The sequence below is a fragment of the Flavobacterium ajazii genome (assembly GCF_010614725.1).
GTDB lineage: Bacteria > Bacteroidota > Bacteroidia > Flavobacteriales > Flavobacteriaceae > Flavobacterium > Flavobacterium ajazii.
In genome coordinates, this window is record NZ_JAAEHL010000003.1 from 423,016 (window position 1) to 449,153 (window position 26,138).

22 protein-coding genes are annotated in these 26,138 nt (G+C 34.0%); 8 read left to right on the forward strand and 14 right to left on the reverse strand.

All coding sequences use genetic code 11. The annotated features are described in order from the left end of the window. Window positions 1-29 precede the first annotated feature (29 nt). A complete protein-coding gene (locus GWR14_RS07265) occupies window positions 30-1,607 on the reverse strand; it encodes a L,D-transpeptidase family protein (RefSeq protein WP_163408366.1) in 1,578 nt (525 codons plus the stop codon). 131 nt (window positions 1,608-1,738) lie between these two features. Then, window positions 1,739-2,152, reverse strand: coding sequence for a DUF1573 domain-containing protein (locus tag GWR14_RS07270; RefSeq protein WP_163408367.1), 414 nt, complete (start codon window positions 2,150-2,152; stop codon window positions 1,739-1,741). Between the two features lie 165 nt (window positions 2,153-2,317). Here GWR14_RS07270 and GWR14_RS07275 point away from each other — a divergent pair, with 165 nt between their 5' ends. The 3 genes from GWR14_RS07275 to GWR14_RS07285 are packed head-to-tail and all read left to right on the forward strand — an operon-like array spanning window position 2,318 to window position 5,078. Then, window positions 2,318-3,589 carry a sensor histidine kinase gene (locus tag GWR14_RS07275; protein ID WP_163408368.1) on the forward strand — a complete coding sequence of 424 codons (1,272 nt, stop codon included), beginning with the start codon at window positions 2,318-2,320 and terminating at the stop codon, window positions 3,587-3,589. Next, on the forward strand, window positions 3,576-4,259 hold the full coding sequence (locus GWR14_RS07280) for a response regulator transcription factor (RefSeq protein WP_163408369.1): 684 nt from the start codon (window positions 3,576-3,578) through the stop codon (window positions 4,257-4,259). The genes GWR14_RS07275 and GWR14_RS07280 overlap by 14 nt, the downstream gene beginning before the upstream one ends. A 54-nt stretch (window positions 4,260-4,313) precedes the next feature. Further along, a complete protein-coding gene (locus GWR14_RS07285) occupies window positions 4,314-5,078 on the forward strand; it encodes an MBL fold metallo-hydrolase (RefSeq protein ID WP_163408370.1) in 765 nt (254 codons plus the stop codon). Here the strand turns inward: GWR14_RS07285 and GWR14_RS07290 are convergent, their stop codons facing one another. Next, window positions 5,079-7,283: a B12-binding domain-containing radical SAM protein gene (locus GWR14_RS07290; RefSeq protein WP_163408371.1), complete on the reverse strand. Its 2,205-nt coding sequence runs from the start codon at window positions 7,281-7,283 to the stop codon at window positions 5,079-5,081. Window positions 7,284-7,405: 122 nt separating this feature from the next. Between GWR14_RS07290 and GWR14_RS07295 the strand changes: the two genes are divergently transcribed. Then, on the forward strand, window positions 7,406-13,054 hold the full coding sequence (locus tag GWR14_RS07295; protein ID WP_163408372.1) for an Ig-like domain-containing protein: 5,649 nt from the start codon (window positions 7,406-7,408) through the stop codon (window positions 13,052-13,054). Window positions 13,055-13,102: 48 nt separating this feature from the next. Here the strand turns inward: GWR14_RS07295 and GWR14_RS07300 are convergent, their stop codons facing one another. The 4 genes from GWR14_RS07300 to GWR14_RS07315 form a co-directional block, all read right to left on the reverse strand. Then, a complete protein-coding gene (locus GWR14_RS07300) occupies window positions 13,103-13,627 on the reverse strand; it encodes a tetratricopeptide repeat protein (RefSeq protein ID WP_163408373.1) in 525 nt (174 codons plus the stop codon). A 33-nt stretch (window positions 13,628-13,660) separates the two neighbouring features. Next, the gene (gene prfH, locus GWR14_RS07305; protein WP_163408374.1) at window positions 13,661-14,350 is read right to left on the reverse strand and encodes a peptide chain release factor H; all 690 of its coding nucleotides are present in this window, start codon (window positions 14,348-14,350) and stop codon (window positions 13,661-13,663) included. A 3-nt stretch (window positions 14,351-14,353) separates the two neighbouring features. Beyond that, the gene (locus GWR14_RS07310; RefSeq protein WP_163408375.1) at window positions 14,354-15,745 is read right to left on the reverse strand and encodes an RtcB family protein; all 1,392 of its coding nucleotides are present in this window, start codon (window positions 15,743-15,745) and stop codon (window positions 14,354-14,356) included. A 593-nt stretch (window positions 15,746-16,338) separates the two neighbouring features. Then, the gene (locus GWR14_RS07315; RefSeq protein ID WP_163408376.1) at window positions 16,339-17,616 is read right to left on the reverse strand and encodes an MFS transporter; all 1,278 of its coding nucleotides are present in this window, start codon (window positions 17,614-17,616) and stop codon (window positions 16,339-16,341) included. 273 nt (window positions 17,617-17,889) lie between these two features. Between GWR14_RS07315 and bshC the strand changes: the two genes are divergently transcribed. The 3 genes from bshC to GWR14_RS07330 all read left to right on the forward strand — a co-directional run bounded on the left by bshC (window position 17,890) and on the right by GWR14_RS07330 (window position 21,515). Next, window positions 17,890-19,479 (forward strand): bacillithiol biosynthesis cysteine-adding enzyme BshC, encoded by a 1,590-nt coding sequence (gene bshC, locus GWR14_RS07320; RefSeq protein WP_163408377.1) that lies wholly within the window; start codon window positions 17,890-17,892, stop codon window positions 19,477-19,479. A gap of 169 nt (window positions 19,480-19,648) precedes the next feature. Continuing rightward, window positions 19,649-20,920: an acyltransferase family protein gene (locus GWR14_RS07325; protein WP_163408378.1), complete on the forward strand. Its 1,272-nt coding sequence runs from the start codon at window positions 19,649-19,651 to the stop codon at window positions 20,918-20,920. A gap of 175 nt (window positions 20,921-21,095) precedes the next feature. Next, entirely contained in the window at window positions 21,096-21,515 is a 420-nt protein-coding gene (locus tag GWR14_RS07330; RefSeq protein ID WP_031456090.1) for a nucleoside-diphosphate kinase, read from the forward strand. A 142-nt stretch (window positions 21,516-21,657) separates the two neighbouring features. On the opposite strand, the gene GWR14_RS07335 is transcribed toward GWR14_RS07330, so the two are convergent. Both GWR14_RS07335 and GWR14_RS07340 read right to left on the reverse strand, forming a co-directional pair. Beyond that, window positions 21,658-21,954 carry a DUF721 domain-containing protein gene (locus GWR14_RS07335; protein WP_163408379.1) on the reverse strand — a complete coding sequence of 99 codons (297 nt, stop codon included), beginning with the start codon at window positions 21,952-21,954 and terminating at the stop codon, window positions 21,658-21,660. After that, a complete protein-coding gene (locus GWR14_RS07340; protein WP_163408380.1) occupies window positions 21,935-22,375 on the reverse strand; it encodes a hypothetical protein in 441 nt (146 codons plus the stop codon). The genes GWR14_RS07335 and GWR14_RS07340 overlap by 20 nt, the downstream gene beginning before the upstream one ends. A 227-nt stretch (window positions 22,376-22,602) precedes the next feature. Between GWR14_RS07340 and GWR14_RS07345 the strand changes: the two genes are divergently transcribed. Next, window positions 22,603-23,667 (forward strand): serine hydrolase domain-containing protein, encoded by a 1,065-nt coding sequence (locus GWR14_RS07345; protein WP_163408381.1) that lies wholly within the window; start codon window positions 22,603-22,605, stop codon window positions 23,665-23,667. Between the two features lie 17 nt (window positions 23,668-23,684). On the opposite strand, the gene GWR14_RS07350 is transcribed toward GWR14_RS07345, so the two are convergent. The 5 genes from GWR14_RS07350 to rpmG form a co-directional block, all read right to left on the reverse strand. Further along, a complete protein-coding gene (locus tag GWR14_RS07350) occupies window positions 23,685-24,281 on the reverse strand; it encodes a Zn-dependent protease (protein ID WP_163408382.1) in 597 nt (198 codons plus the stop codon). 28 nt (window positions 24,282-24,309) lie between these two features. Continuing rightward, entirely contained in the window at window positions 24,310-24,489 is a 180-nt protein-coding gene (locus tag GWR14_RS07355) for a hypothetical protein (RefSeq protein WP_163408383.1), read from the reverse strand. Between the two features lie 6 nt (window positions 24,490-24,495). After that, window positions 24,496-25,449, reverse strand: coding sequence for a signal recognition particle-docking protein FtsY (gene ftsY / locus GWR14_RS07360; protein ID WP_163408384.1), 954 nt, complete (start codon window positions 25,447-25,449; stop codon window positions 24,496-24,498). Between the two features lie 270 nt (window positions 25,450-25,719). Then, the gene (locus GWR14_RS07365; protein WP_070261881.1) at window positions 25,720-25,872 is read right to left on the reverse strand and encodes a DUF4295 domain-containing protein; all 153 of its coding nucleotides are present in this window, start codon (window positions 25,870-25,872) and stop codon (window positions 25,720-25,722) included. 74 nt (window positions 25,873-25,946) lie between these two features. Continuing rightward, window positions 25,947-26,129 carry a 50S ribosomal protein L33 gene (gene rpmG / locus GWR14_RS07370; protein WP_011963553.1) on the reverse strand — a complete coding sequence of 61 codons (183 nt, stop codon included), beginning with the start codon at window positions 26,127-26,129 and terminating at the stop codon, window positions 25,947-25,949. Between the last annotated feature and the right edge of the window lie 9 nt (window positions 26,130-26,138).

Consider the following 26,138-nt stretch of genomic DNA (forward strand, 5'->3'; position numbering starts at 1 on the left):
AATCTGCGTAAAAAATTAACGTAGCTGCTTTACTCTTCCGTCAATAATTTGATCAGACTTTCATCTTTTTGATAAATATCTTTATAAAAATTCAACTGACCATCACGATCTACCCAGGCAGTGAAATAACCAATATAAACCGGAACTTTTTTCTTCAGGGTATACCAGCTTTCTTTTCCCGCATGCATGGCTTTGTCAATTCTTTCCGGTGTCCATTTCGGGTCATCTTTCAATAGCTCAATAGCCAGTTCACGAGGTTTTGCAACACGTACGCAGCCATGACTAAAAGCCCTGCTTTCTCTTTCGAACAAGCTTTTTGCAGGTGTATCATGCAGATAGATGTTACTGGAATTTGGGAATAAAAACTTAACCAGTCCAAGTGAGTTATTTTTCCCAGGAAGCTGTCTTACCGCACCATTATTCCATTCCAGATTTTTCTTTGCCAGATAATTTTTGTCTTTCGCCATCCCGGGTTTGATTTCACTTTTGATAATACTGGGAGGAACATTCCAATATGGGCTAAAAACAATATTATTCATCATTCCACTGAAAATAACTGTTTTTGTCATCGATTTGCCCACAACAACCGGAGATATAAATGCAATTTTACCATCTTCGATTATATACAATCTAAACTCCGGAATATTGACTTCGATATATTTTTTACCTTTTTCCAGTTCAGGATCAATCCAACGACAACGCTCCATATTAGCAATAATGGTTTTGATTCGGTCTGAAACCGGAATATTCAAATCATCAATATGTTCTAATAAAATTGTATTCTTTGGTGCGTAACCATGACGCAATTCGTAATTTTTAACCGCTTTCATCAAAACCGTATCACAAACGGCACTTTTGTTATCCTCCTTAAGATCTCCTGTTACAAAAAGCCTTTCTCTTATTTGTGCTATTGTTGTAGAAGAATCCCCTAATTTTAGGCCTTTATAATCTTCATCTACTTCAATTGTTTTCCATCCTCCCTTTTTTTCAATATCTCTGTATTGATGAAGTGCATCACGAAGTTTATAGTACTGGCTGAACATTTTACTCTTCTTATCGTCATTTATAGTTGATTTTTCAAAAAGAGAATCGGTTAAAACCTGATAATTAAGTTTCTTTCGCGGAAGCAGCCACTCTAATGAAATGGATGTTTTTTCGTCAAAACCTCTGTATACTTTTTCAGCATAGTAGAAATACAAATTGGTAATCATCAAATCGGTATTTACTTTTGAAAGTTTGTTGACCGAATTGTTCTCAAAAACCGAATTGATTTCTTTGTACGGAAAATTAGCTTTCAAACCTTCGTTTTCCAGACCTTTATATTTGTCATATAACGTATTTCCGAACTCAACAACGCCCTTATTATCAAGCCACAATTGTGTAGATTGTTTTTTACTGTATAAAGAAAAAACCTCATCCTGAAAGTTTTTCAGTTTCGGATAAGCTTCATAAAAGCGGGCGATTGCCAGGCTGTCAATTGAAAGTTTAAGTTCCGGTATTACAACCTTCTCTTCCTTTTGGTTTTCTTCTTTTTTATCTCCTTTTGAATTGCATGAAACAGCAATAAAAACAAGCATAATAACAGCAAACCTGTACCAAATTTTCATAATGATTTTTTCAATAAAAGTAGAAAAGTTTCTGTAAAAACAAATTCATTCCCAAAATAATTTTAGGCATAAAAAAACTCCGGACACATAACATGACCGGAGTTTTTCCCCTTTATATAATCAACTTTATTTTAGATAACTGTTCCTTTCAGAGTCAGGATTTTAGGCGTTTTTTCGGCACTTGTAGTTACCGTAACCGTTTTGGTAAAAGCTCCTTTGTTTGCTGCATTGTAAGTTGCTGTAACTTTAGCAGATTTCCCGGCAAGAATCGGCTCTTTGGTATAATCTGTTGCAGTACAGCCGCATGAACCCTGTACATTTGTAATTACTACAGCTGTTTTTCCTGTGTTTTTAAATTCGTAAACAATTGCTTTTGGCGTTCCTTGCGGAATTTGCCCAACATCAATTGTTTCTGCTTTCCACACAATAGTTCCTTCAGCAGCAACTTGTGTAGCCTCTGAAATTAATGCTTTAACCGGAGCGATTGCTGAGAATGACATTAATCCTAAAGCTAAGATTATCATCGAAATTCTAATAATTTTCATAATCTGTATATTTAAATTGGTGAATGGTTTAATTTTATATTTCAAAAGTACCTTACAAAAAAACAATTCGCTGTTAACCGGTTTCAAATGTTTGTTAATGACATGTTAACTGATCTTTTTAATTTAAAATTTGATTAATATTACACTTTCTAAAAGTTGATTTCCTTGAAAATAAACAGACTCAACAGCATCATTATCCTGGGATTAATAGCCATTATCGGCATATTAATCGCTCAATTGCTGTGGACAAAAGAAGCTTTTACATTAGAACAGAAAAAGCTAAGCCAAAAAACACATATTGCCCTGCTGGAAGTCGCAAAAAAACTTTATGAAGGAACTAATCATGAACTACCGGCGCAAAATCCGGTACAGAAAATTGCCAATGATTATTATATCGTAAATATTGACAACGATTTTGAACCCGATATTCTGGAGTTTTATCTAAAAACTGAGTTTAAAAAAATGAACATCACGACAGATTTTGAATACGCTATGTACAATTGTCAAAGTGACGAAATGGTGTATGGAAATTACGTTTCATTATCTGAAAAACAAAAAGCAAAACAAACCGTTTATTTTCCTAAACATAAAAATCTGGTTTATTATTTTGCCCTTCGTCTTCCGCATGAAACTACTTATTTATTCAGTTCCATGCGTTTTTGGTTTGTACTTTCCATTCTTCTGATTTTTATTTTACTAATTTATGTTTACTCGATTTTTACTCTTTTACAGCAAAAAAAATATTCGGAGTTACAGCGTGATTTCATCAATAATATGACACATGAATTTAAAACGCCTCTTTCCTCTATTTTAATTGCATCAAAATATTTAGCAGAACAAAATCCAATCAAAGAAGATAAAAAACTGCATACCTATACCAATATTATTATCAACCAGGGACAAAAGTTAAATCATCACATTGAGAAAATTTTAAACATTGCCAAATCTGATTACACTACTTTGGAATTAAAAAAAGAATCGTTTTTAATTATTCCCGTCATCGAGGAAACAATTGAAAATATTTCTTTGAAATACCCTGAAGCCAGCATCAAAATAGATTCTTCTTCAAAAGATTACCTACTTGAAACAGATGCTTTTCATTTTGCTAACCTAATTTATAATTTACTGGATAATGCTGTAAAATATTGCGATACAAAACCTGAAATCACCATAAGAATAATCAAAGAAGATTCTGTTTTAAAATTAGAATTTATAGATAACGGAATTGGAATTGCTTCAAAAAATATATCTTTTATATTTGATAAATTTTACCGCATCCAGAACGAAAAAAGCAATGAGGTCAATGGTTTTGGACTGGGATTGTATTATGTAAAAAAGATTTGCAACTTACAAAACTGGAAAATTTCAGCTGTAAATAACTTAAAAAAAGGCATTACCATAACGTTGTCTATTCCTTATAAAAATGATAAAAAGTAAAATCCTTTATACCGAAGATGATGAAACTCTGGCATTTTTAACCAAAGATAATCTGGAGCAGAATAATTATGAAGTCATTCATTGTCCTGATGGAAAATCAGGTTTAGAGTCTTTTAAAGATCAGCATTTTGATATTTGCATTTTTGATATTATGATGCCAAAAATGGACGGTTTTGAACTGGCTGAAGAGATTAGAAAAACAGATACCAATATCCCGATTATTTTTCTTTCGGCCAAAACTTTAAAAGAAGACCGAATCAAAGGCTTACGTCTTGGTGCCGATGATTATCTGGTAAAGCCTTTTAGTATTGAGGAATTAATGCTGAAAATTGAGGTTTTTCTAAAGCGTTCTCAGAAAAACAGCAAGGTTGAAAAATCGATTTACGAAATTGGTAAATATCAATTTGACACTAAAAATTTCATTCTTTTTAATGCAGATGAAAAAATTGGGCTCACACAACGCGAAGCCGAATTACTGAAACTATTTCTGGACAACAAAAATTCAGTTTTAAAGAGAGAGCAGATTTTAACCGCACTTTGGGGTACCGATGATTATTTTATGGGACGAAGTCTGGATGTTTTTATTTCGCGCCTCCGTAAAATCTTAGCAAATGAAAAAGGCATTTCTATTGAAAATCTGCATGGAATTGGATTTCGGTTTGTGATGTAATTTACAGATTATGATTATTAAAAATTTTGTATTTTTAATATTAAATTTTAAGATATGAAACTGCATCATTTACGCAATGCTACTTTAGTTATTGAAACAGAAAAACATGTCATATTAATTGATCCCATGTTAGGAAAGAGGAAAACTATCGCTCCTTTTACCCTTTTTCGTTATCCGCCAAAAAGAAATCCACTGACTGCGCTTCCCAAAAACAGCAGGGAAATTTTGAGTAAAGTCACACATTGCCTGATAACGCATTTACATCCGGATCATCTTGATAAAGCCGGTGAAGTTTTTCTAAAAAGAAAATCAATTCCAGTAATCTGCAGTACAAAAGATGAAAAAAAGATAACGCAGCGAGGTTTAACAGTAATTCAGAGTCTTGATTACTGGAAACCGCAAAATTTTCTGGACGGAAAAATAACAGGAATTCCAGCCGTTCACGGATATGGTTTTATAGCCAAACTGATGGGTAATGTCATGGGCTTTTTTATAGAACTTCTAAACGAAAAAACAATTTACATCAGCTCTGATACTATTTTTACTGATGATGTGCAAAAAGTATTAATAGAACTAAAACCTGACATTGCAACCGTTGCCTGCGGTACAGCACGATTAGATTTTGGACAGCCATTATTAATGAGAATGAATGATATCCTGAAATTTTGTGCTCTCGCACCTGGAAAAGTTTTTGCCAATCACTTAGAAGCTTTAAACCACTGCCCTACAACAAGACTACAATTAAAAGCGGCACTTTCTGACAATGGTCTTTTAAACAAAGCTGCGATTCCTAATGATGGGGAATGTGTGGAATATTGATTATAAAACCAGCAAACCAAATTCCCGCAGCGTATTGACTGGTTTCGAATACCAAAACAACTCAAAATCCTCTAATTCAGTTTCAAAATCAGTTTTTACTTCCTGAAAAGTATAATTTTTACTGTTTGAAACTGTGATTTTCTTTAGGATTTCCTTCAGCCACTCGCCTTCGTCTTTACTCGTCTGAATAGTAAAACTTTCTTTTTTATCGTGAAAAGTCAATGCCATCATTTCCCAGCTTCTTCCTTTTTTTGATTTTGTAAAGGTTTCTGCAGAAGGTTTCCCTCCCAGCCAGACTACTTTTGCATTTGGCTTGGTATTGAAATCATTTTGTTCTTCTAAAGCATTAAAAATAAAATCAGGATGGATTTTTGTCTTCGGAATTTTGAAATCAAACCAATCCTGTAATTCGTAATCAAAACAGATTCCGTGCATGAAATTAAAAAGTGATTTTTTTAATCCAAAGCTGAATTTATCATGGTTGATTCCTGTTGAATCGGTATAATCAATATCATTATTCGCAAAAGTTCCAATAGCCTCTGTTTTTTTGGTCACGCCAAATTGCTCCGGATACAACCCAACCGGGCTATGAGCAGTAAGTGCAAACTGATGCCAAAATCCGGACTGCAAAACGCCGGCTTCAAATAACTGGCGCACCATTTCGAGGCTGTCAACTGTTTCCTGAATCGTTTGTGTTGGATAACCGTACATTAAATACGCATGAACCATGATTCCTGCTTCTGTAAAATTTCGGGTTACTTTTGCAACCTGTTCAACGGTAACACCTTTATCAATTAATTTTAATAATCGGTCAGAAGCCACTTCCAAACCTCCCGATACGGCAATACAACCGGAAGCTTTTAACAATAAGCATAAATCTTTTGAAAAGCTTTTTTCGAATCTGATATTAGTCCACCAGGTTACTGCTAATTTTCTCCTTAAGATTTCAAGTGCCAAGGCACGCATTAAAGCAGGCGGAGCAGCTTCATCAACAAAATGAAATCCGTTTTGCCCTGTTTTTTCAATTAATTCTTCTATCCGGTCACAAAGTAAATTTGCCGCAACAGGTTCATAAACTTTTATATAATCTAAAGAAATATCACAAAAGGTACATTTTCCCCAATAACAGCCGTGCGCCATAGTAAGCTTATTCCAGCGTCCGTCACTCCACATTCTGTGCATCGGATTTACGATTTCGATAACCGAAATATATTTATCCAAAGGCAGATCTGAATAATCCGGCGTCCCAACCTGAGATTGTTTATAATCGTGTTTTAAAGAATTGTTTTTATAGACAACCTCTCCATTTTCTAATAAAAATGTTCGTTTATAAGAATCGGAATTTGGATTCTCTAAATTAAATATTAATTCTTCTATTGGGACTTCGCCGTCATCCAAAGTGATAAAATCGAAAAACTCGAAAACACGTTTATCTGAAAGTGAACGTAATTCGGTATTTGGAAAACCGCCACCCATTGAAATTTTAATTTCGGGACGGTTTTGTTTTACCCATTGCGCACATCGAAAAGCACTGTATAAATTCCCCGGAAAAGGAACAGAAATTAAAAACAACGTTGGGTTTACAGCTTCTATTCTTTCTTTCAAAAGTGATATTAAAATCGAATCGATATAAGTTGGTTCTTTTTGTAAAGCTTCGTACAATTCATCAAAAGAATTAGCACTTCGGCCTAAACGCTCTGCATATCGACTGAAGCCGAAATTTTCATCAACACATTCTACAATAAAATCCGAAATATCTTCAAGATACAAAGTCGCCAAATGTTTTGCTTTATCCTGAGTTCCCATTGTCCCGAAAGCCCAATCCAATTCTTCCAACTGCTCAAAACGGGAGGCCTCGGGCAGAAAATCTTCCTGACAAATCTGCAAAGCCAAAGTTGGATTTTTCCCCTGCAAAAACTGAATTACAGAATCAATGGTTTTAATATATTCGTCTTGAAGAGCAAAAATACGTTTAGAATTATCTGAGATTTCATTTCCACCAACTTCAAACTTAAAACTTGAAACCCGAAACAAATCTTGTAATCCTTTCTTTGAAAACAATTCTAGAATAACATCAATTCCCAAATCTGCCTGAACCGATTCTATATTTTTAGTATTCAAAAAACCTTTTATATATGCGGTTGCCGGATACGGAGTATTCAGTTGGGTAAATGGCGGGGTGATTACAAAAAGTTTCGTTTTCAAAGGGATTTATTTTTTGCAAAAATACGGGATATTTATTTTGTTTTCAGGAAAAGATTCAACAGGTTGCTTTAGTTAAATTTTGTAGATATTTAATTACATTTGCGGGCATCCAATTTATTTATATGAAACATCCTTTACTTATAGTATTTTTATTTATTTCTCTATTTTGTTATTCTCAGGAAAACTGTAATAATGGAATTGATGATGATGGGGATGGAAAAATAGACTTAAATGATGAAGATTGTATTTGTAACAATTTCACAACAACTTCACTTCTTCAAAATCCTTCTTTTGAAGAAAAAACAGGATGCCCTCAAGGTTATGATGATACCCCTACAGCCAATAATTGGACAAAAGGGACAATCCCGTCTCCAGACTATTTAAATAAAGACTGCTACCTTTTCAATACTATTTACACCAAAAATCTTCAAAATTTCCCTGATGGTAAAGGAATTCTGAGAGCAGTATACAAAAACAATAAAAAAGAATATATTGCTGCTAAGTTATCAACTTCATTACTTGCCGGGGTAAACTACCAGTTGACACTTAATATTGCCTCTTTAATGAGTATCGAAACAACCAACCTAAGTAAACGTTTTGATTTTAATTTTTTAGCGCCTACATATGTAACACTTTATGGATGTAATAACAAAGATAATTTACCATTATATACCACTTCAGATCCAAATTCATTTGACCCATCCTGGATTGAAATTGGAAAAGTTTTATACCAACCTCAGACTACTTGGGGAGAAATAACAATTAGTTTTACCACAAGTACTGACATTAATGCAATAATGTTAGGACCAGAGAAAACATTACCTCCATCATTTAACACTGATTATGAACCTTCTTTCTTATATGATAATTTAAGATTAAATACTGCTGAAAATTTTGGAGTTACTATTATTCAAAGTGGCAATTTCTGCAATAATGATTTAATATTGACTGCTAACTTAACTAAAACCATGAATTTGACAACAACTTTCCAATGGTATAAAAATGGTATAGCAATAAATGGAGCAACTAACAAATCTTATCCCATTCCTTCAGTTAAAACAAATCTGGGAGAATATACTCTAAAAGTTACAGATGGAAATGACTGCTTCTTAAGTTCAAAATTAACCATAAACAATTCAATTACTAATCCTCCTGTAACAGTAGTTCAGCCTACTTGTCAGGATCCAAATGGTTATATTAAAGTTAACGACCCTGGCATAGAATATAGTTTTGATAAAGGCTTGTCCTTTCTTTCAGATGACAACTATGTTTCAAAAGATTTAGTATGGCAAACAGATGGTAACTTTACCACAAAAGAATATGGTAAATATTATGTTCAAACAAGAACTGCTTCGGGATGCATTTCTACACCTACGATTGTAACACTTGATCCCCCAATATTACTTGACCGACCAACATTTTCAATTATTCAGCCAACTTGTAGTTCTGGTGGAACTATTACTATAACAACGCCGGGATCACAATTTAGTTTTGATGATGGTTTGACTTGGGATAGCGGTCCTACGAAAACAAATTTACCTGCTGGAAATTATTTACTTAAAATAAAAAACAACAGCGGATGCGAATCCTATTCACAAAACGTATTGCTTTTTCCTCCTTACATTGATTCTCCAGCCTATACTTTAACCCAGCCAAACTGTAATCAAGGGGGCAGTATTACTATTACTATTACCAGCCCCGCATCCGAATATAGCTTTGATAATGGAGTGACCTGGACAACAAATCCAACAGCTACTAATTTATCTTCTGGTTATTATAATGTTAGAATTAAAGATGAATTTGGATGTGAATCGAAACCTTATTTCAATCAAATTTATCTTAATCCATTTTCTAAACCTTACCTTGATTTTAAAGTTAACCAACCCAATACCTGCAGTAATACCGGAAGTATTGTTTTTTTTAATTCTTCATATAAATACAGTATTGACAACGGGCAAACATGGCAAGAAACATCTGCTTTTAATAATTTACAACCTGGCAATTACATATTAAAAACCCAAAACGAATTAGGTTGTGAATCACAAGTCAGTCAGGTTAAAATAAATTTTTATTTATCTAAACCGAGTTATACTACAATAAAACCTACATGTGAAACAAAAAACGGAAGTATTACCATAAATACTGCTGCATCCTTTTATAGTTTTGATAATGGAGAAACATGGACAACAAATCCAACAGCATCTAATTTACCTCCGGGTTATTATTATATTAGAATTAAAAATGAAATTGGATGTGAATCCGATATTGAATATGCCTATTTACCTCCTTTTTATCTTGATGAGCCTACATTCAAAATAATAAATCCCAATTGTGAAACAGAATCAAAATGGAGTATTTCAATTACAACACCCGCTGCGTCTTATAGCTTTGACGGAGGATTAACATGGGGCTCAAATCCAAACATTTCTAATTTGGATTATGGATATTATTTCTTAAAAATAAAAAATTCCTTAGGCTGTGAATCAAATTATGCTGTTGCCAATATAGGCAATGCTTATTATTTAGAAGCTCCCGAATTTTCGACTATACAACCTACCTGTACTACTCCGGCAAGTGTTACTATAACCACTCCTGCTGCATTTTATAGTTTTGATGATGGAGCAACATGGAGTACAGATCCAAATCTTACCAAATATCCTAATGGTGGCGTAAGTGGCTATCTTAGGATTAAAAATAAATCAGGCTGTATAAGTGAACATATTTGGTTTAGTCTTAATCAGAATTTCCTTGATGTCCCTGCTTATACAATAGTACAACCCACCACTTGTGATAGTAATGCTACCGGAAGTATTAGCATTAAGACATCAGCCGCCTTTTATAGTTTTGATGGCGGTTTAAGCTGGAGCACTAACTCTACAGCTTCAAATCTTCCTGTAGGATTTAAATATAAATTAAAAATTAAAAATAAAGAAGGATGTGAGTCAGGAAGCATAATCGTTGAATTAACTCCAGTTAAATTAAAAACTGCAGAATATACTGTTGTTTATCCAAGCTGTGGTAAAGGAGGCTCTATTACAATTACTACACCAGCACCATTTTACAGTTTTGATGGTGGTGAAACCTGGGGCACAAGTCCAACCGCTACAAATTTGCCTGTTGGTTTTTATTATCCTAAAATTAAAAATGAATCCGGATGTATCTCAGAAACACTTTATACTGTGAATTTCACAGAACAATATTTATCTAATTTTAATATACAAACAACCCAACCTACTTGTGAATCAAAGAATAAAGGAAGTATTACAATAGATCCTCTATTTGATCAATATAGCTTTGATGATGGTAGAACCTGGAGTCAATACAACACAGCCACAAATTTATCTCCTGGTAATTATTCCATAAAAGTAAAAAATAATTTAGGCTGTGAGTCCTGGTGGAGAGTTGCTACACTTTATGATTTTTATTTGCCTAGACCAAATTACACAACAACCCCTCCTGCCTGTGAAACAAAAGGAAGCATTACCATAACTACTCCAGCAGCTGCATATAGTTTTGATAATGGAAAAACATGGAATTCAAATCCAATAAAATCTGATTTGCCTGAGGGAAGTTATACTATTATAATTAAAAATGAATTAGGATGCGAATCATATCCTTACTCTCTATACCTTTACAATGTAAATCCTCCTGCTCAAACACCTGCTATTTCGATACAACAGCCAAGCAGCTGCACCAGTTCCACAGGAAAAATAACTGTAACTACGAATGCGAATCTATACAGTTTTGACGATGGTCTTACATGGTCTTCTAATCGTACCACAACCAATTTAACAACAGGCGATTATTTCATTAAAATTAAAAACAGCTCTAATGGTTGTCCTTCTCCATCGGTTAAAGCTACTATTAATCCCCCTCTTGATTCTGTTGGAATACCAAATTATACTATTACTCAGCCAACAAGCTGTACAAATCCTTTTGGATCAATTAACATTACAACAGTTGCTTATAGCTATAGTTTTGATAATGGATTAAGTTGGACAACAAATGCTAATGCTACCGATCTATCTTCTGGTCTATACAAAATTAAGATTAAAAATTCTGCAGGTTGTGAATCAGAACCTGTTACAGTTCAAATAAATACTCCCACAGATTTCCCTAATATTCCTACCTATAGCATTACTCAACCGAATTGTAATAATTCTAAAGGCATAATTACAATTAATACAATTGCATCTGCGTATAGTTTTGACAACGGTATATCATGGAACAACACGTCAGTTTCCACTTTTTTAAATCCAGGAGAATATTTTCTTAAAATTAAGAATTCTAATGGATGTATTTCTGATGCAATTAAAGCTATCATAATACCTTTTGTTAATTCATTACCCAAACCAACAAGTTCAAATCCTCAAGCCTTCTGTATCCAGCAAAACCCTACAATAAATGATATAGAAATTATAGGCCAAAACATAAAATGGTATGATTCTCAAACCGCAGGAGTGCTTTTGACAAATACAGCATTACTTCAAAACAATGTTGTATATTATGCATCACAAACTATAAATGGTTGCGAAAGCGAAAGAATTGCGGTAACTATCAATATTCAAAAAACCTTAGCTCCAACTGGAAATGCAAATCAGTCTTTTTGTTCAAAACAGAACTCAACAATTGCCAATATTCAAGTTACAGGAACTCAAATAAAATGGTATGATGCCTTAAATAATGGTTCTTTATTAGCCGAAACTACAAATCTACAAAATGGCAAAACCTATTATGCTTCTCAAACTGTCAATAACTGTGAAAGCCCAAGATTTGGAGTTACAGTTTCAATTGTAAATACACCTTCTGTCCCTACAGGGAATCCAGCGCAATCTTTCTGCAAAAAAGAAAATGCAACGCTGAGTGATATTCAGCTATCAGGACAAAATATAAAATGGTACGATACAAATATTGCAGCAGCCTCTTTACCTAATACAACTTTACTGGAAAATAACAGAACTTATTACGCTTCCCAAACGGTAGGATGCGAAAGTGACAGAACAGCTATTTTGGTTAAAGTTTACGATACCGCATTACCAACAGGGAATAAAAATCAACAATTTTGTATTGATGAAAATGCAACTATTGCCAATCTTACTATTTCAGGAACAGCTCTAAAATATTACGATTCTGCAGTGAATGGAAATATTTTAACCCAAACAACTTTGCTTCAAAACAGTGTATATTTCGTTACACAAACATTAAACAACTGCGAAAGTGAAAGATTAGCTGTTAATGTGAAAATTCAGGACACTCAGACCCCAATTGCTGATTCCCCACAAATATTCTGTATCCAAAAAAATGCAAAAATTAGTAATATTGCTATAAAAGGAGAAAACATCCAATGGTTTGAAAGTGCTTCATCTACTGTTTCTTTATCCGAAGCAACTTTGCTTGAAAACGGAATTACCTATTACGCTTCCCAAACCATAAATAATTGCGAAAGTGACAGAATTCCTGTAGCCATAACTATCCTTCCCGCGACAATCGGTGACTGTATTAATTATGTTGAAGAACTTCCTTTTCCTAAATTTTTTACGCCAAATAATGATGGTTATAACGACACCTGGACAATTGATTTTGCTTATTTAAAACCCAATACAGGAATCAGAATTTTTGACCGATATGGCAAATTACTAAAAGAATTGACTGTAAATACAGCTTGGGACGGAACTTATCTTGGACAAGATGAACCCGCTTCGGATTATTGGTTTACTCTTACCCGGTTCAACGGAACAGAATACAGAGGACATTTTAGCCTTAAACGATAAAATAATTTAAACCCAAGAAAGGATGCCATAATTGACATCCTTTCTTTTTTATTTATTCTTCTTTTTCTTTTTGACCGACTTGTCCTTTTTCGAATCACTATTCAGTTTTTTGTCCAGCCTTTTTTCAGTTTCTTCAATCGTATAATCATAACATGTATTGATTGTGGCAAGTTTTGCTTTTTTAATCACTTTCAAAGCTTTTTTAAAATCCTGCTGACGCTCAAAAAGTATTACTTTCTTCAAAAAAATCTCCGTTTTATTGATTCCTTTGACTGTCAATGCAAAATCAATCAGTTTCATTGCTTCTTCGTAATCTTCATTCAAGATCAGAGTATGAATATAAAAAGGATACACCTCTAAAGCATGAATATTAATTGAAAGTGCTTTCTGAAAATACTCTTTCGCTTCTTCATATTTCAATAACTGATCTGAAAAAACCTGCCCGTATAAACATAACGCCATGGTATTTTTATCATCATAAGATAAAGCGTAATCCAATGATTCGATGGTTTCTTCCAATGAATACGGATAATTGTCTAATGCCTGAAAAAGATATTTATCTACTGTTTTCATAATTTTTCTTTTCGAAAAAGCAAAAATCAAATCTTATTCACGGTCGAAATAATCTTCCCGTTTTAATCTTTGCCGTTCCGGTTTGTAATTTTTTACCTGTTTTTGTTTCTTAAAATCTGAACCCTCAAAAACCCGAATCGGATTCCCACGCTGAATTTGCAATTGGTTCATCCATTGTGCCTGAAATTCGGCTTTGAATTGTTTTACGGTTTCATCCTTAAACTTCTGTAGTAATCTTTCGGTTGCCAGCTTTTTATTCTGGTGTTGAGATCTTGAATCCATTGCAACTACACTAATTCCTGTAGGAACATGAGTCGCCCGTATTGCCGAACTTACTTTGTTTACATGTTGTCCTCCTGCTCCGGAACTGCGCATCGCCTGATACTGAATATCCTTCTCCGAGATTTGGGTCGTTGTGACTTTATCAACTTCAAAAATTCCGATAAACCAATTTTTACGCTTATGCAATTTTCTAAACTGACTCTGCCCAATCCACTGAATAGTTCCTGTCCATGAGTTTACAAATTCATTTAGATTATCACTTTCGAGTAAAACTGTAACTGTTTCTACCGTTCCGTTTTCGATTCCTTTTTCACGCTGAAGCAAAGTTGTTTTTATTTTATTCGCATTTGCTTCTTCCAGAAAAGTTTTCAGCACCTGAGCCACAACCCAGCTGCATTCAGCCGGGCCGCGCCCTGATGTTATTTGAATTATTTTTTCCATAATTTATCTGTCCATTCTAACGATTTTTGGTGTAAATGTTCCTAAAACATCCACCAGTTCCGTTTGGTTAGCCATTACTTTGTTGATATCCTTATAAGCCATTGGCGCTTCGTCAATATTACCACCGATCAGAGTCACATCATTTGCTTTAAGGACTTTTTTAATCTCACTTTGGGTAAATGATTCTTTACATTTTTTACGAGAAAACAGTCGCCCGGCACCATGAGAGGCAGAGTTTAAACTTTCACTATTTCCTTTTCCCTGAACAATAAATCCCGGTGCAGTCATCGAACCAGGAATAATCCCCAATTCGCCAGCATTTGCAGGAGTTGCCCCTTTACGATGCACAATTGCTTCTGTACCATTTACAATTTCTTTCCATGCAAAATTGTGATGGTTTTCAATGGTTACAACCACTCGTTTTCCTATCGCTTTTGCAATTCGACGATGAATATCATCATGACAGGCTTTGGCATAATCCCCTGCTAAATTCATAGCCAGCCAGTATTCCTGACCGTCGTGCGTATTCAAATCGAGCCATGCCAAATGCTGGACATTTTTAGGCAGCGGACATTGTTTAGTTGCCAGATAGGTGTAATGTTTTGCGATATTAGCCCCGAGTCCACGGGAACCACTATGCGAAAGCACTGCAAAGTATTCTCCAACTCCAATCTTCCATTCATTCAGGGGATTAGTAATTTTTGCAATTCCAAATTCCACAAAATGATTTCCTCCACCAGAGGTTCCCAATTGTTTATACGCTTTGTTCAAAAGGTTTTTTAAAAGCGGAATATCCTGAAATTCACTTCGGCTAAACACTTCGTGATCTGCGCGAATGCTGTGCGTTTCATACATTCCAAATTTGGTATTGTCTTTTAAAATAGCCTGTAGCTGATGTTCTTTTCCCTTAAAGAAAGAAGCCGGAATATCAAAAATTGACAAACTCATTCGACAGCCGATATCAACTCCAACTCCGTACGGAATCACGGCATTATCTGTTGCCAGGACTCCGCCAATTGGTAATCCGTAACCGGAATGCGCGTCCGGCATTAAAGCTCCGGCAACTGAAATTGGTAGTTTCAAGGCATCATACAATTGATATTTTGCCTGTTCATCAATTTCGTTTTCTCCGAAAATAGAAAAAGGCGCTCTCGTGTTGTTAAGCTGATGCATTCTGACCTGTACCGGATTCACCAATCCTTCTGCCACTTTTCCCCAGGTTCCGTGTCCGGTAAATTTTTCCGGAAACAGTAAAACTTCTTTGGCTTCGGTTAATATACTTTCTTTTTTTTCTCGTTTTCTGTATCGATTAATTTGCCCCAAAGCAATATTGATACTATTATTTTTTGGAAAGCCTATTTTAATCAGGTCTTTTCCGGATAATTTATTTCCCATTTGTTTTTTACTATTGAAATTCTTCCAAAATCAATATTGCCTGTTTCTTTTTTACAAAATGAAATACTTTACATCAAACCATTTAAGGAATAAGAATGTAATACAAAACATCATGCAAAATCTGAGCAATAGATTTTGATAAACATTTTATCTGAAACAGATAAATTCAGTTCGGATATTCGGGAATTTTTGAAGTGTCTAGAATAAAAAAAGCCCGAAAGTTATTTTTCTTCGGGCTTGTTCATATCTCTAAAATTGATTTGCTATGATTGAGAAAAGCCACGAAGACACATGCCAACAGAATCTAATCCTGATGCGATGTTTTGAGAGGTAAGGTTTAATACAAACATTGTCTTCGCTTATTAATAGTTAATTACTTATTTTCTGATGCAAATTTTGTGAATTATTTTTTTAATAAACAAATTAAATCATAAAATTTTCTTAAAAATATTTTTAAACAACTAAACCACAACGCCTTAAATACATAAAAAATATTTTACAAAAACAAATAAATTAGAAGTTTTTAAGATTTTTTCAAAAAAAAGAGGTAACGAATGACTCGTTACCTCCCTATAAATTAGTTTTCAGAAATATTAAAACTGATGTACTTTTTTAGAAATCACTAAAAAGGAAACTAAAGAAACAATAGCTGCAATTGTCAGGTAAAAACCAACATAATTCAAACCATACGTACTTGCCAGCCAAATAGCAATCATAGGTGCAAAAGCTGCTCCTAAAATTCCAGCTAGATTAAACGTTAACGAAGCTCCTGAATAACGAACAGTCGTAGGAAACAACTCTGATAAAAATGTCCCCAGAGGTCCATACGTAAAGCCCATCAAAGACATTCCGATACAAACAAAAGTGGTTACCAAAAACGGACTTCCGGAATTAAGGAATAACGAAAAGAAAAATCCAAAAAGGGCAATAGCAATTGTAGTGAAAATTAATATTTTTCGACGACCAATTTTATCGGCAACCAAAGCTGAAATCGGAATAAAAAGAGCGAAAAACAATACTGAAAATAACTGAATCAGTAAAGCATCTCTTTTTACATAACCTAAATCTGAAGTAACCCAGCTGAGTGTAAATACAGTCATTAAATAAAATACCAAAAAGGTTGTTACCGCTCCTAATGTTCCAAAAATCAATTGATTTTTATACGATTTAACTAACGTTAAAAATGGAATTTTTACTTCTTCGTGCGCATTTTTAGAATTTTCAAAAGATGGTGTTTCAGAGATTTTAGTTCGGATATAAAAACCTACTATTACCAAAAATGAACTAGCTATAAAAGGAATTCTCCAGCCGTAATTCATAAAATCTTCATTGCTCATTGAATCCGTCAACAATAAAAAAGTTCCTCCGGAAAGCAGCAATCCGATAGGTGCTCCCAATTGCGGAAACATTCCGTACCAGGCACGTTTATGCGGTGGTGCATTTTCAATCGCAAGCAAAACAGCTCCTCCCCATTCTCCTCCTAAACCAACACCTTGTCCAAATCGGCACAGCATCAACAATAACGGAGCGGCAACACCAATACTGGCGTAACCTGGTAAAAATCCTATTGTTACTGTTGAGATTCCCATAGTCAATAAGGCAGCAACTAAGGTAAATTTACGCCCAATCTTATCTCCGTAATGTCCAAAAAAAGCAGAACCCAACGGGCGGGATAAAAAGGCAATTGAAAAAGTTGCCAAAGATTCCAGTGTCGCCATGGTCGCATCAGCACCTGGGAAAAATAATTGTGGAAAAACCAATACAGCTGCATTGGCATAAATATAAAAATCAAAAAATTCGATTGTGGTACCAATAAGGCTTCCAAAAAGAACATGTTTTAAAGAGTTCTTTTGATTGGGATTATTTTTCATATGAAAACTGATATAACTTTTTTTTTGCCTACAAAAATAGAGTTTCATTATTAATAATTCATATTTAGCAGAATTAGTTTCAGGACACTTCTGTTTTTTTAACAAATTTCATGTGTTTTATATTTTTTCAAAAAACAACTTCTGATTTTATATTTAAAAACCTGATTAATAAGATCTTTATAACAAATTCAGAAAATCAAATCATAAGCAATCGTTAAAAACATTTTTAACTGTATATTTTCATTAAATTTACTGTCAAAAAAATAAAAAAACATGCCAACCGACTGTATCAGCTATCAGACCTCAGGATATTTCTCCAAATTGATACAAGATTATTTAAATCAGAAACCAGGCTTACAACCTTTATACAATTACTTTCCGACACTAGAAAATTTTGAAAAACAGATTATTGAAAAAGAATCCAATTTTGATCATACAAACCGGATTCCGTTGGTTAATACTTTAAAAAAGCAATATCGAAACATCGATATTTCAGATGCGACGAAACAGAATATTGAACTTTTAGCACTTCAAAACAGCTTTACAATCACTACCGGGCATCAGTTAAATTTGTTTAGCGGTCCTTTGTATTTTTTATATAAAATTATTTCGACCATTAATCTGACTAAAGAATTAAAGTCAAAATACCCCGCTTACAATTTTGTTCCGGTGTATTGGATGGCGACAGAAGATCATGATTTTGAAGAGATAAATTATTTTAATTTTAAAGGAAAAAAATTCAGATGGAATAAGGAAAGTACCGGGCCTGTTGGAAGGCTTTCGACTGAAGGCCTAACTGATTTTTTTGAAATTTACTCTAAAGAATTGGGGTCAAGTACCAATGCAAATGTTCTCAAAAAACTGTTTGAAGAAGCCTATTTAAAACATGAAAATCTGGCTGACGCAACACGTTATTTAGCTAATAGTTTATTTGCTAATTATGGCTTAATTATTTTAGATGCTGATGATACAGATTTAAAGCGTGCTTTTATTCCTTTTGTTAAAGAAGAATTAGAAAATCAGATCTCTTTCAAAACGGTTCAAAAAACCATTGAACAGCTTCAGGATTACAGCGTTCAGGTAAATCCACGCGAAATCAATTTGTTTTATATCGAAGATAATCTGCGCGAAAGAATCATTTTTGAAAAAGATCAATATTATGTAAACAATACCCGAATTTCATTTTCAAAAGACGAAATCTTGAAATTACTGGAAAGCAATCCTGAAAAATTCAGCCCAAATGTGATCATGCGCCCACTTTATCAGGAAATTATTTTACCTAATCTGTGCTACATTGGCGGAGGCGGAGAAATCGCGTACTGGCTGGAATTGAAAGCTTTTTTTGATGCCGTGAATATTACTTTCCCAATGCTTTTAGTTCGAAACTCAGTTCTTTTAGCAACTGAAAAACAAGCTAAAAAAGCCGATAATTTAAATTTAAGCTGGGCTGATTTGTTTACTAAACCTGATGATTTAGTGAATACAATCACACATAAATTATCTGCGTTTCCAATTGATTTATCTGCTCAAAAAGAAACATTAGAAAAACAATTTAAATATCTTTACGAATTAGCAGATCAAACAGACAAATCATTTTCGGGTGCCGTAAAAGCACAGGAAACCAAACAGAAAAAAGGATTGGAAAATCTGGAAAAACGTTTACTAAAAGCTCAAAAAAGAAAATTAGACGACGAATTACTGCGAGTAACCGATTTGCAATTTGAATTATTCCCAAACAAGAGTTTACAGGAACGTCAGGCTAATTTTTCTGAATTTTATTTAGAGAAAGGAGAACAACTGATTCCGCTTTTAATTCAGAAACTAAAGCCATTAGAACACAATTTCGATATCATAACAATATAAACGAGCATATATTATTGAATTTTCATCAAAAAAAAAGATTAATTTGCAACAAAAATAATTTTGTAATAATTCTGAGAAACAAATAACCACCTCTCTTCTCAAAATTATTATTCCATAAACCAAATAGCGATTTTTAAAAATTATTAATTAACCAATTTACCCAAAACCAATGGTAAAAGAACGCTTAATTTCGCTAGATATCTTTCGTGGACTCACTATTTTATTAATGACAATTGTAAACAATCCCGGAGACTGGGGCAATGTTTATCCGCCATTATTGCATGCCAGCTGGCACGGCTGTACGCCAACCGACTTAGTTTTTCCTTTTTTTATTTTTATTATGGGAGTTGCAGTTCCTCTTGCAATGCCTGATAAATTTTACGATGCCACAACATTCAGTAAAATTTTAGTTCGCTCAATGCGAATGCTTTGTCTTGGAATTTTCTTCAACTTTTTCGAAAAAATCCAGTTATTTGGTATTGAAGGAATTCCGCTTCTTATCGGACGTTTAACTATAACTATCGCAGTAGGTTATGCGTTAATGGGTAGTTTCAGTTCTAAAGTCAAAAATATTTTGGCTTTTTCTATTCTGTTTATTTATCTGTTTTTAGCTTACAGTGGTATCGAAGCCTATCATGATGTTCGCCTTCCGGGAGTTTTACAGCGAATTGCCATTGTATATTTCGTGGTATCGCTTTTATATTTAAAAACAACTCAAAAAACACAAATTATAACCGGAGCAGTTTTACTATTAGGCTATTGGGCCTTAATGACACTAATTCCTGTTCCCGGAATTGGAGCCGCTAATCTTGAAAAAGGAACAAATTTGGCTTCATGGCTGGATAGTATTTTACTAAAAGATCATATGTACTCTGCAACTAAAACCTGGGATCCAGAAGGAATTTTAAGCACTATCCCGTCTATCGTAAACGGAATCATCGGATTGTTAATTGGACAATTCTTGCAAAGTGATAGTCCTAAAACAAAAAAAGCATTAAAAATGGGCAGAATCGGTGCCGGACTGATCGCTTTAGGATTAATTTGGGATTTGGTTTTTCCAATCAATAAATCTCTTTGGACAAGCAGTTATGTTTTATTTACAACAGGATTAGCAACCGTGTTTTTTACCATATTATACTACCTTATTGATATTGCAGGTTATAAAAAAGGCTTTAAACCATTTTTAATCTGGGGAGTAAATCCGATGATTGTATTTTTCACATCGCAGATAATTCCGCAGGCGCTTATAATGATTCAGTTTTCTAATCCAAAAAATCCCAAGGAACAAATCAATCTTTTAGATTTCTTATATCGCTTTTGGATTGCACCTTTTTTCAGTAATCCAATGTCTGCTTCATTAGCCTACGCAATAGTTTATGTGTTTATCTGGACATTTGTTTTATGGATTTTATACCGAAACAAATTAATATTTAAAGTATAATTTTTTCAAACGAAATAGATAGAAACTCATTGCAGTGCATCTTTTTTGGGCATACAATTCATAATTCTCAACTTTCTTAATCAAAACATTATTCTACTGTGCTTTAATTATGAATTTATTAAAATCAATTCACAAAAAAGTTATATTTTTGCACCAAATTTAAAAAACACAAAAAATGGCTACAAATAGAACTTTTACCATGATTAAACCGGATGCTGTTGCAAACGGACATATCGGCAACATCCTGGCAATGATCACTAACGGAGGTTTCAAAATCGTTTCATTAAAATTAACGCAATTAACTGTAGCTGATGCAAAAGCATTTTACGCAGTTCACGCTGAAAGACCTTTCTACGGAGAATTGGTAGAATTCATGTCTCGCGGACCAATCGTTGCTGCAATTTTAGAAAAAGACAACGCTGTAGAAGATTTCAGAACTTTAATAGGTGCTACAAATCCTGCTGAAGCCGCTGAAGGAACTATTCGTAAAGCATACGCAACTTCTATTGGAGAAAATGCTGTTCACGGATCTGATAGTGACGAAAATGCTGCCATTGAAGGTGCATTCCACTTTGCTGGAAGAGAGCAATTCTAATTTAGATTTCTTAGATTGTTAGATTTTAGACTAACTTAGATACCATAAAAAACAGACCCACTTTCAATGAAATGGGTCTGCTTTTTTTATCTAATCAATCTTCTAATCTAAGTAGTCTAAAATCTAAGATGTCTAAGCAAGTCTATCGTAAAACCACATCCTTAACAACATCACGACCTAACTCTTCATTTATCATTTTCACAATTTTAGACTTTCCATGACTTAATTCTTCACGCAAAACAGCCGATCCCAGTTCAACATACAATGTACTTCCTTTCAAAACAACATTTTTTGTGTACGTTTTGACACCATTCCCCATTAAATTTGCCCAGGCTTCCTTTACATCAATCTGATCCATTCCGGGCTGCAATTTATTCACCTGAATAATCTGTTGCAAAACAGCTCCAATCGTACTTTCGTTATTTAGTCTTTTTGCCATCGTTTAATAAATTTACTGGTCCTGATTTTTTATAATGATATTTTTTATTCTGATCATTTTTTACCACAAAGGCCTCATCAGAAATCGAAATCAACTCCTCACTCCACTTGGCATAATCCGTTTTATAATCTAAAAAAGTTCCTTTGTCTGTAAACCGAACTGAAACATTTTCAAAAGTATCTGTAGTCAAAAAAGTTCCGTCTAGCTGCGCCATCACCTTTGTTCTAGTGCCTTTAGTTCCTTTAATCTGAAAATAATCAAAATTCTCATTCATTCCGTAAGCCTTCTCCTCACCCTTATCAAAAACCACTTTTTCAATTTCCCAGTAACCATTCAGTTTTGCAATATCTGCTGGTTTGATTTCCTGTTTGCAGCTTACAAACAAAAGCGATAAAACCAAAATAATAAAAGTGTTTTTCATAATGTACATTTTAATAAGAAGCTGTTTCCTGCTGTCCGCTCTATCTTTTACGGCAAACCCTGCCATAAAAGGATGCCGCTTCCATCAGGGCTATGACTCCCGTTTTCAAAAGATTTTTAGAGAACTACAAAGTTAACTTTATAAACTTTAAAAGAAATAAAAATCTGCATTACACATTAAACTATTTTATATATTTTTGGTCAAACCCCAAACCAAAAACACTTACCATGACTAAAACATTTTGTAAACTACTGATTCTGTTAGCATGTATCAGTTGCAGTAAAGAAGACAACACTTCTGACACAACTACAACCCAAAAAATGTATTTTCCACCCTTAACTGGAAATACTTGGGAAACAACATCAATTTCAGACCTAAAATGGAATCAGAATGCTGTTCAGCCGCTTTTAGACTATTTAGAACTCAAAAACTCCAAATCATTCATCATATTGGTAAATGGCCGAATCGTTTTAGAAAATTACTTCAACGACCATTCAGCAACCAAACTCTGGTACTGGGCAAGTGCCGGAAAAACATTAACGGCTACCGTTACAGGAATTGCGCAGCAGGAAGGATTATTGAATATCAATAACAAAGTTTCACAATATCTGGGCACTGGCTGGACAAGCGAAACACTTGCAAAAGAAAACCTAATTACCTGCAAACATCTGTTAACGATGACATCAGGTCTTGATGACAGCACAGATGATGTTGAACCTGCAGATCTAATCTACAAAGCTGATGCTGGAACACGCTGGGCGTATCATAATGTCTATGTAAAACTGCAGGATGTTGTAGAAGCCGCAAGCGGACAAGACTGGTCAGACTATTTCAACGCCAAATTAAGAGACAAAATCGGCATGAATGGCACTTGGGTTCAAATAGATGTAAACAGCGTTTACACAAGCAACACAAGAAGCATGGCACGTTTTGGATTACTGATGCTAAACAAAGGAAAATGGGACAACAACACCATTCTTAATGAAGCTTATTTCAATGAAGCCACCACTACGTCTCAAAACATCAATTTAGGATATGGATACTTATGGTGGTTAAACGGAAAAGCTAATTATCACTTGCCTCAGTCACAACTTACTTTTCAGGGAAGTGTAATTCCAACTGCCCCAAACGATATGTTTATGGCTTTAGGCAAAAACGACCAGAAAATCTATGTTATTCCAAGTAAGAAAATGGTAGTCATCAGAATGGGAGATGCTGCTGATGATGAAAATCTTGCCTTATCTGATTTTGACAAAGTTTTATGGGAAAAGATTAATGCTTTGTATCAATAAATACAAAAGTTAGCAATTTAAAGTAATTGCCAACCTTTATCTTTTAAAAAGCTTTTGCATTCCCTGCAGAAGCTTTTTTCTTCATCCAAAGGGTTACCTCCTTCTGCGTCCCGCATTAGACAAGTTTTAATTTTACAATGAGACAAACCTGCTGTGTGTCCCAACTCATGTAAAACTAACTTATAAAATTGTTCATTTTTATTTTTACGGGATAGTCTAAAATCAGAAACTACGCAAGCTTTTCCCGGTCTATACCCGAGCCCCATTACACCCCAGTCTTTAATTCCATTTTTGGTTGTACTGATATCAGCATGTGATAATCCTACAATTACAGAATCTAAACCTATTTTATTTCTAAGGCTTTTGATAATACTGTCAGCACGATATCTGTTTCTGGGTTTATAAAAAGATTTTTCAGGAAAAGAAATATTTTGCCTTAAAACCACATTAGGATTGACAATCTTGATTTGAGCAACAACCTGTTCAGCCTGCTTCGGTTTAAAGTCACCTAAAGGCTGAACAACAATTACTTTTTGAGCTTCTTTACATATTTCACTTTTCTTGTCTACGCATGAAAGAAGACTAAACAGCAAAATGAAACCATAATATCTCATAAAGTCAAAAGAAAGTAATTACAAAAACCTATCGTTTGGTACGGATTCTTTTCAGCATTCCTGCAAAAAAGGACACCAATCCTAAAACCAATAAAACATAATAAAAAGATAAACTTTCTTCTTTTAATAGATTTGCAAAAACAAAACACAAAACACTTGCAAAATAAAAAACAGCAGGTGTTATATTTTTTAAAGATTCAAAACTCATTATAAATTATTTAAAGAAACTGTCTACGAATTCATATTTATTAAAGACCTGTAAATCTTCAATTCCTTCGCCGACACCAATGTATTTTACCGGAATTTGAAACTGGTCTGAAATACCAATTACGACACCACCTTTTGCAGTTCCGTCTAATTTAGTAACTACCAGAGAAGTTACTTCTGTTGCAGCTGTAAATTGTTTGGCCTGTTCAAAAGCATTTTGCCCAGTTGAACCGTCTAAAACTAAAAGCACATCATGAGGTGCATCTGCAACCACTTTCTGCATTACACGTTTTACTTTTGAAAGCTCGTTCATCAGGTTGATTTTATTATGCAAACGCCCTGCAGTATCAATTATAACCACATCGGCATCCTGTGCAACAGCTGACTGCAAAGTATCAAAAGCTACAGAAGCAGGATCACTTCCCATATTTTGTCTTACTATTGGAACATCAACACGGTCAGCCCAAATTTGCAGCTGGTCAATGGCAGCAGCACGAAATGTATCTGCCGCACCCAAAACCACTTTATGTCCGGCTTTTTTAAACTGATAAGCCAGTTTACCTATCGTAGTTGTTTTACCAACACCATTTACACCGACAACCATTAAAACATAAGGCTTTTTATCCTTCGGAACTTCAAATTCTGTTGCTTCACCTGTATTGGTTTCAGACAATAAAGCCCCAATTTCATCACGAAGAATTTGGTTTAATTCATCTGTCCCTAAATATTTATCTTCAGCAACACGTTTTTCGATTCTCTGAATGATTTTCAGAGTGGTATTAACCCCAACATCAGAGGCTACAAGAATTTCTTCCAGATTATCTAGAACATCATCATCGACTTTAGATTTTCCTGCAACGGCTTTACTTAACTTTGAGAAAAAAGTAGTTTTTGATTTTTCAAGACCTTTGTCTAAAGTCTCTTTTTTATCAGTAGAGAATAATTTTTTAAAAAAACTCATTTTGTGTAGGTTATTTAGATTGTTTTAGATTCCATATTTTTAGATTATCTGAAATCCAAATCTTTAAAGAAAGCAAATTATTTTTAATTAGCCCCGATTACAGCGAAAATCCTTTTATTCTGGACCCCAGAATAAAAGATTATAGCGAAAAGCGGGAATCCATTATTAAAAAAAGCCAATTTTTGATGCTTCTTTAAATTTTAAACAAATATAAAAATAAAAAAGCTACTTTCGGAGTGAAAGTAGCTTTTCTATATAATGTAATTGTAATTATTTCTTTTTCAAGAATTCATCAACTTCTTCAGGAGCCATAATAGATTCTACGAATGTATATGCGCCAGTTTTAGGAGATTTCACCATTTTGATGGCTTTTGACAATCTCTTAGAAGCTGTTTGTAACGATGCTACGGTTTTCTTTGCCATGATTCAAATGTTATTTAACTTTTCATAAAACTCGAATGGCCAAACCATTTGAGATCTACAAAAATCTCTAATTATTACTTAATTTCTTTGTGAACAGTTACTCTTTTCAAAACTGGATTAAATTTTTTAATCTCTAATCTGTCTGGAGTATTTTTTTTGTTCTTAGTTGTAATATATCTAGAAGTTCCTGCAACACCAGAAGCTTTGTGCTCAGTACATTCTAAAATTACCTGGATTCTATTACCTTTCTTTGCCATCTTGCTATA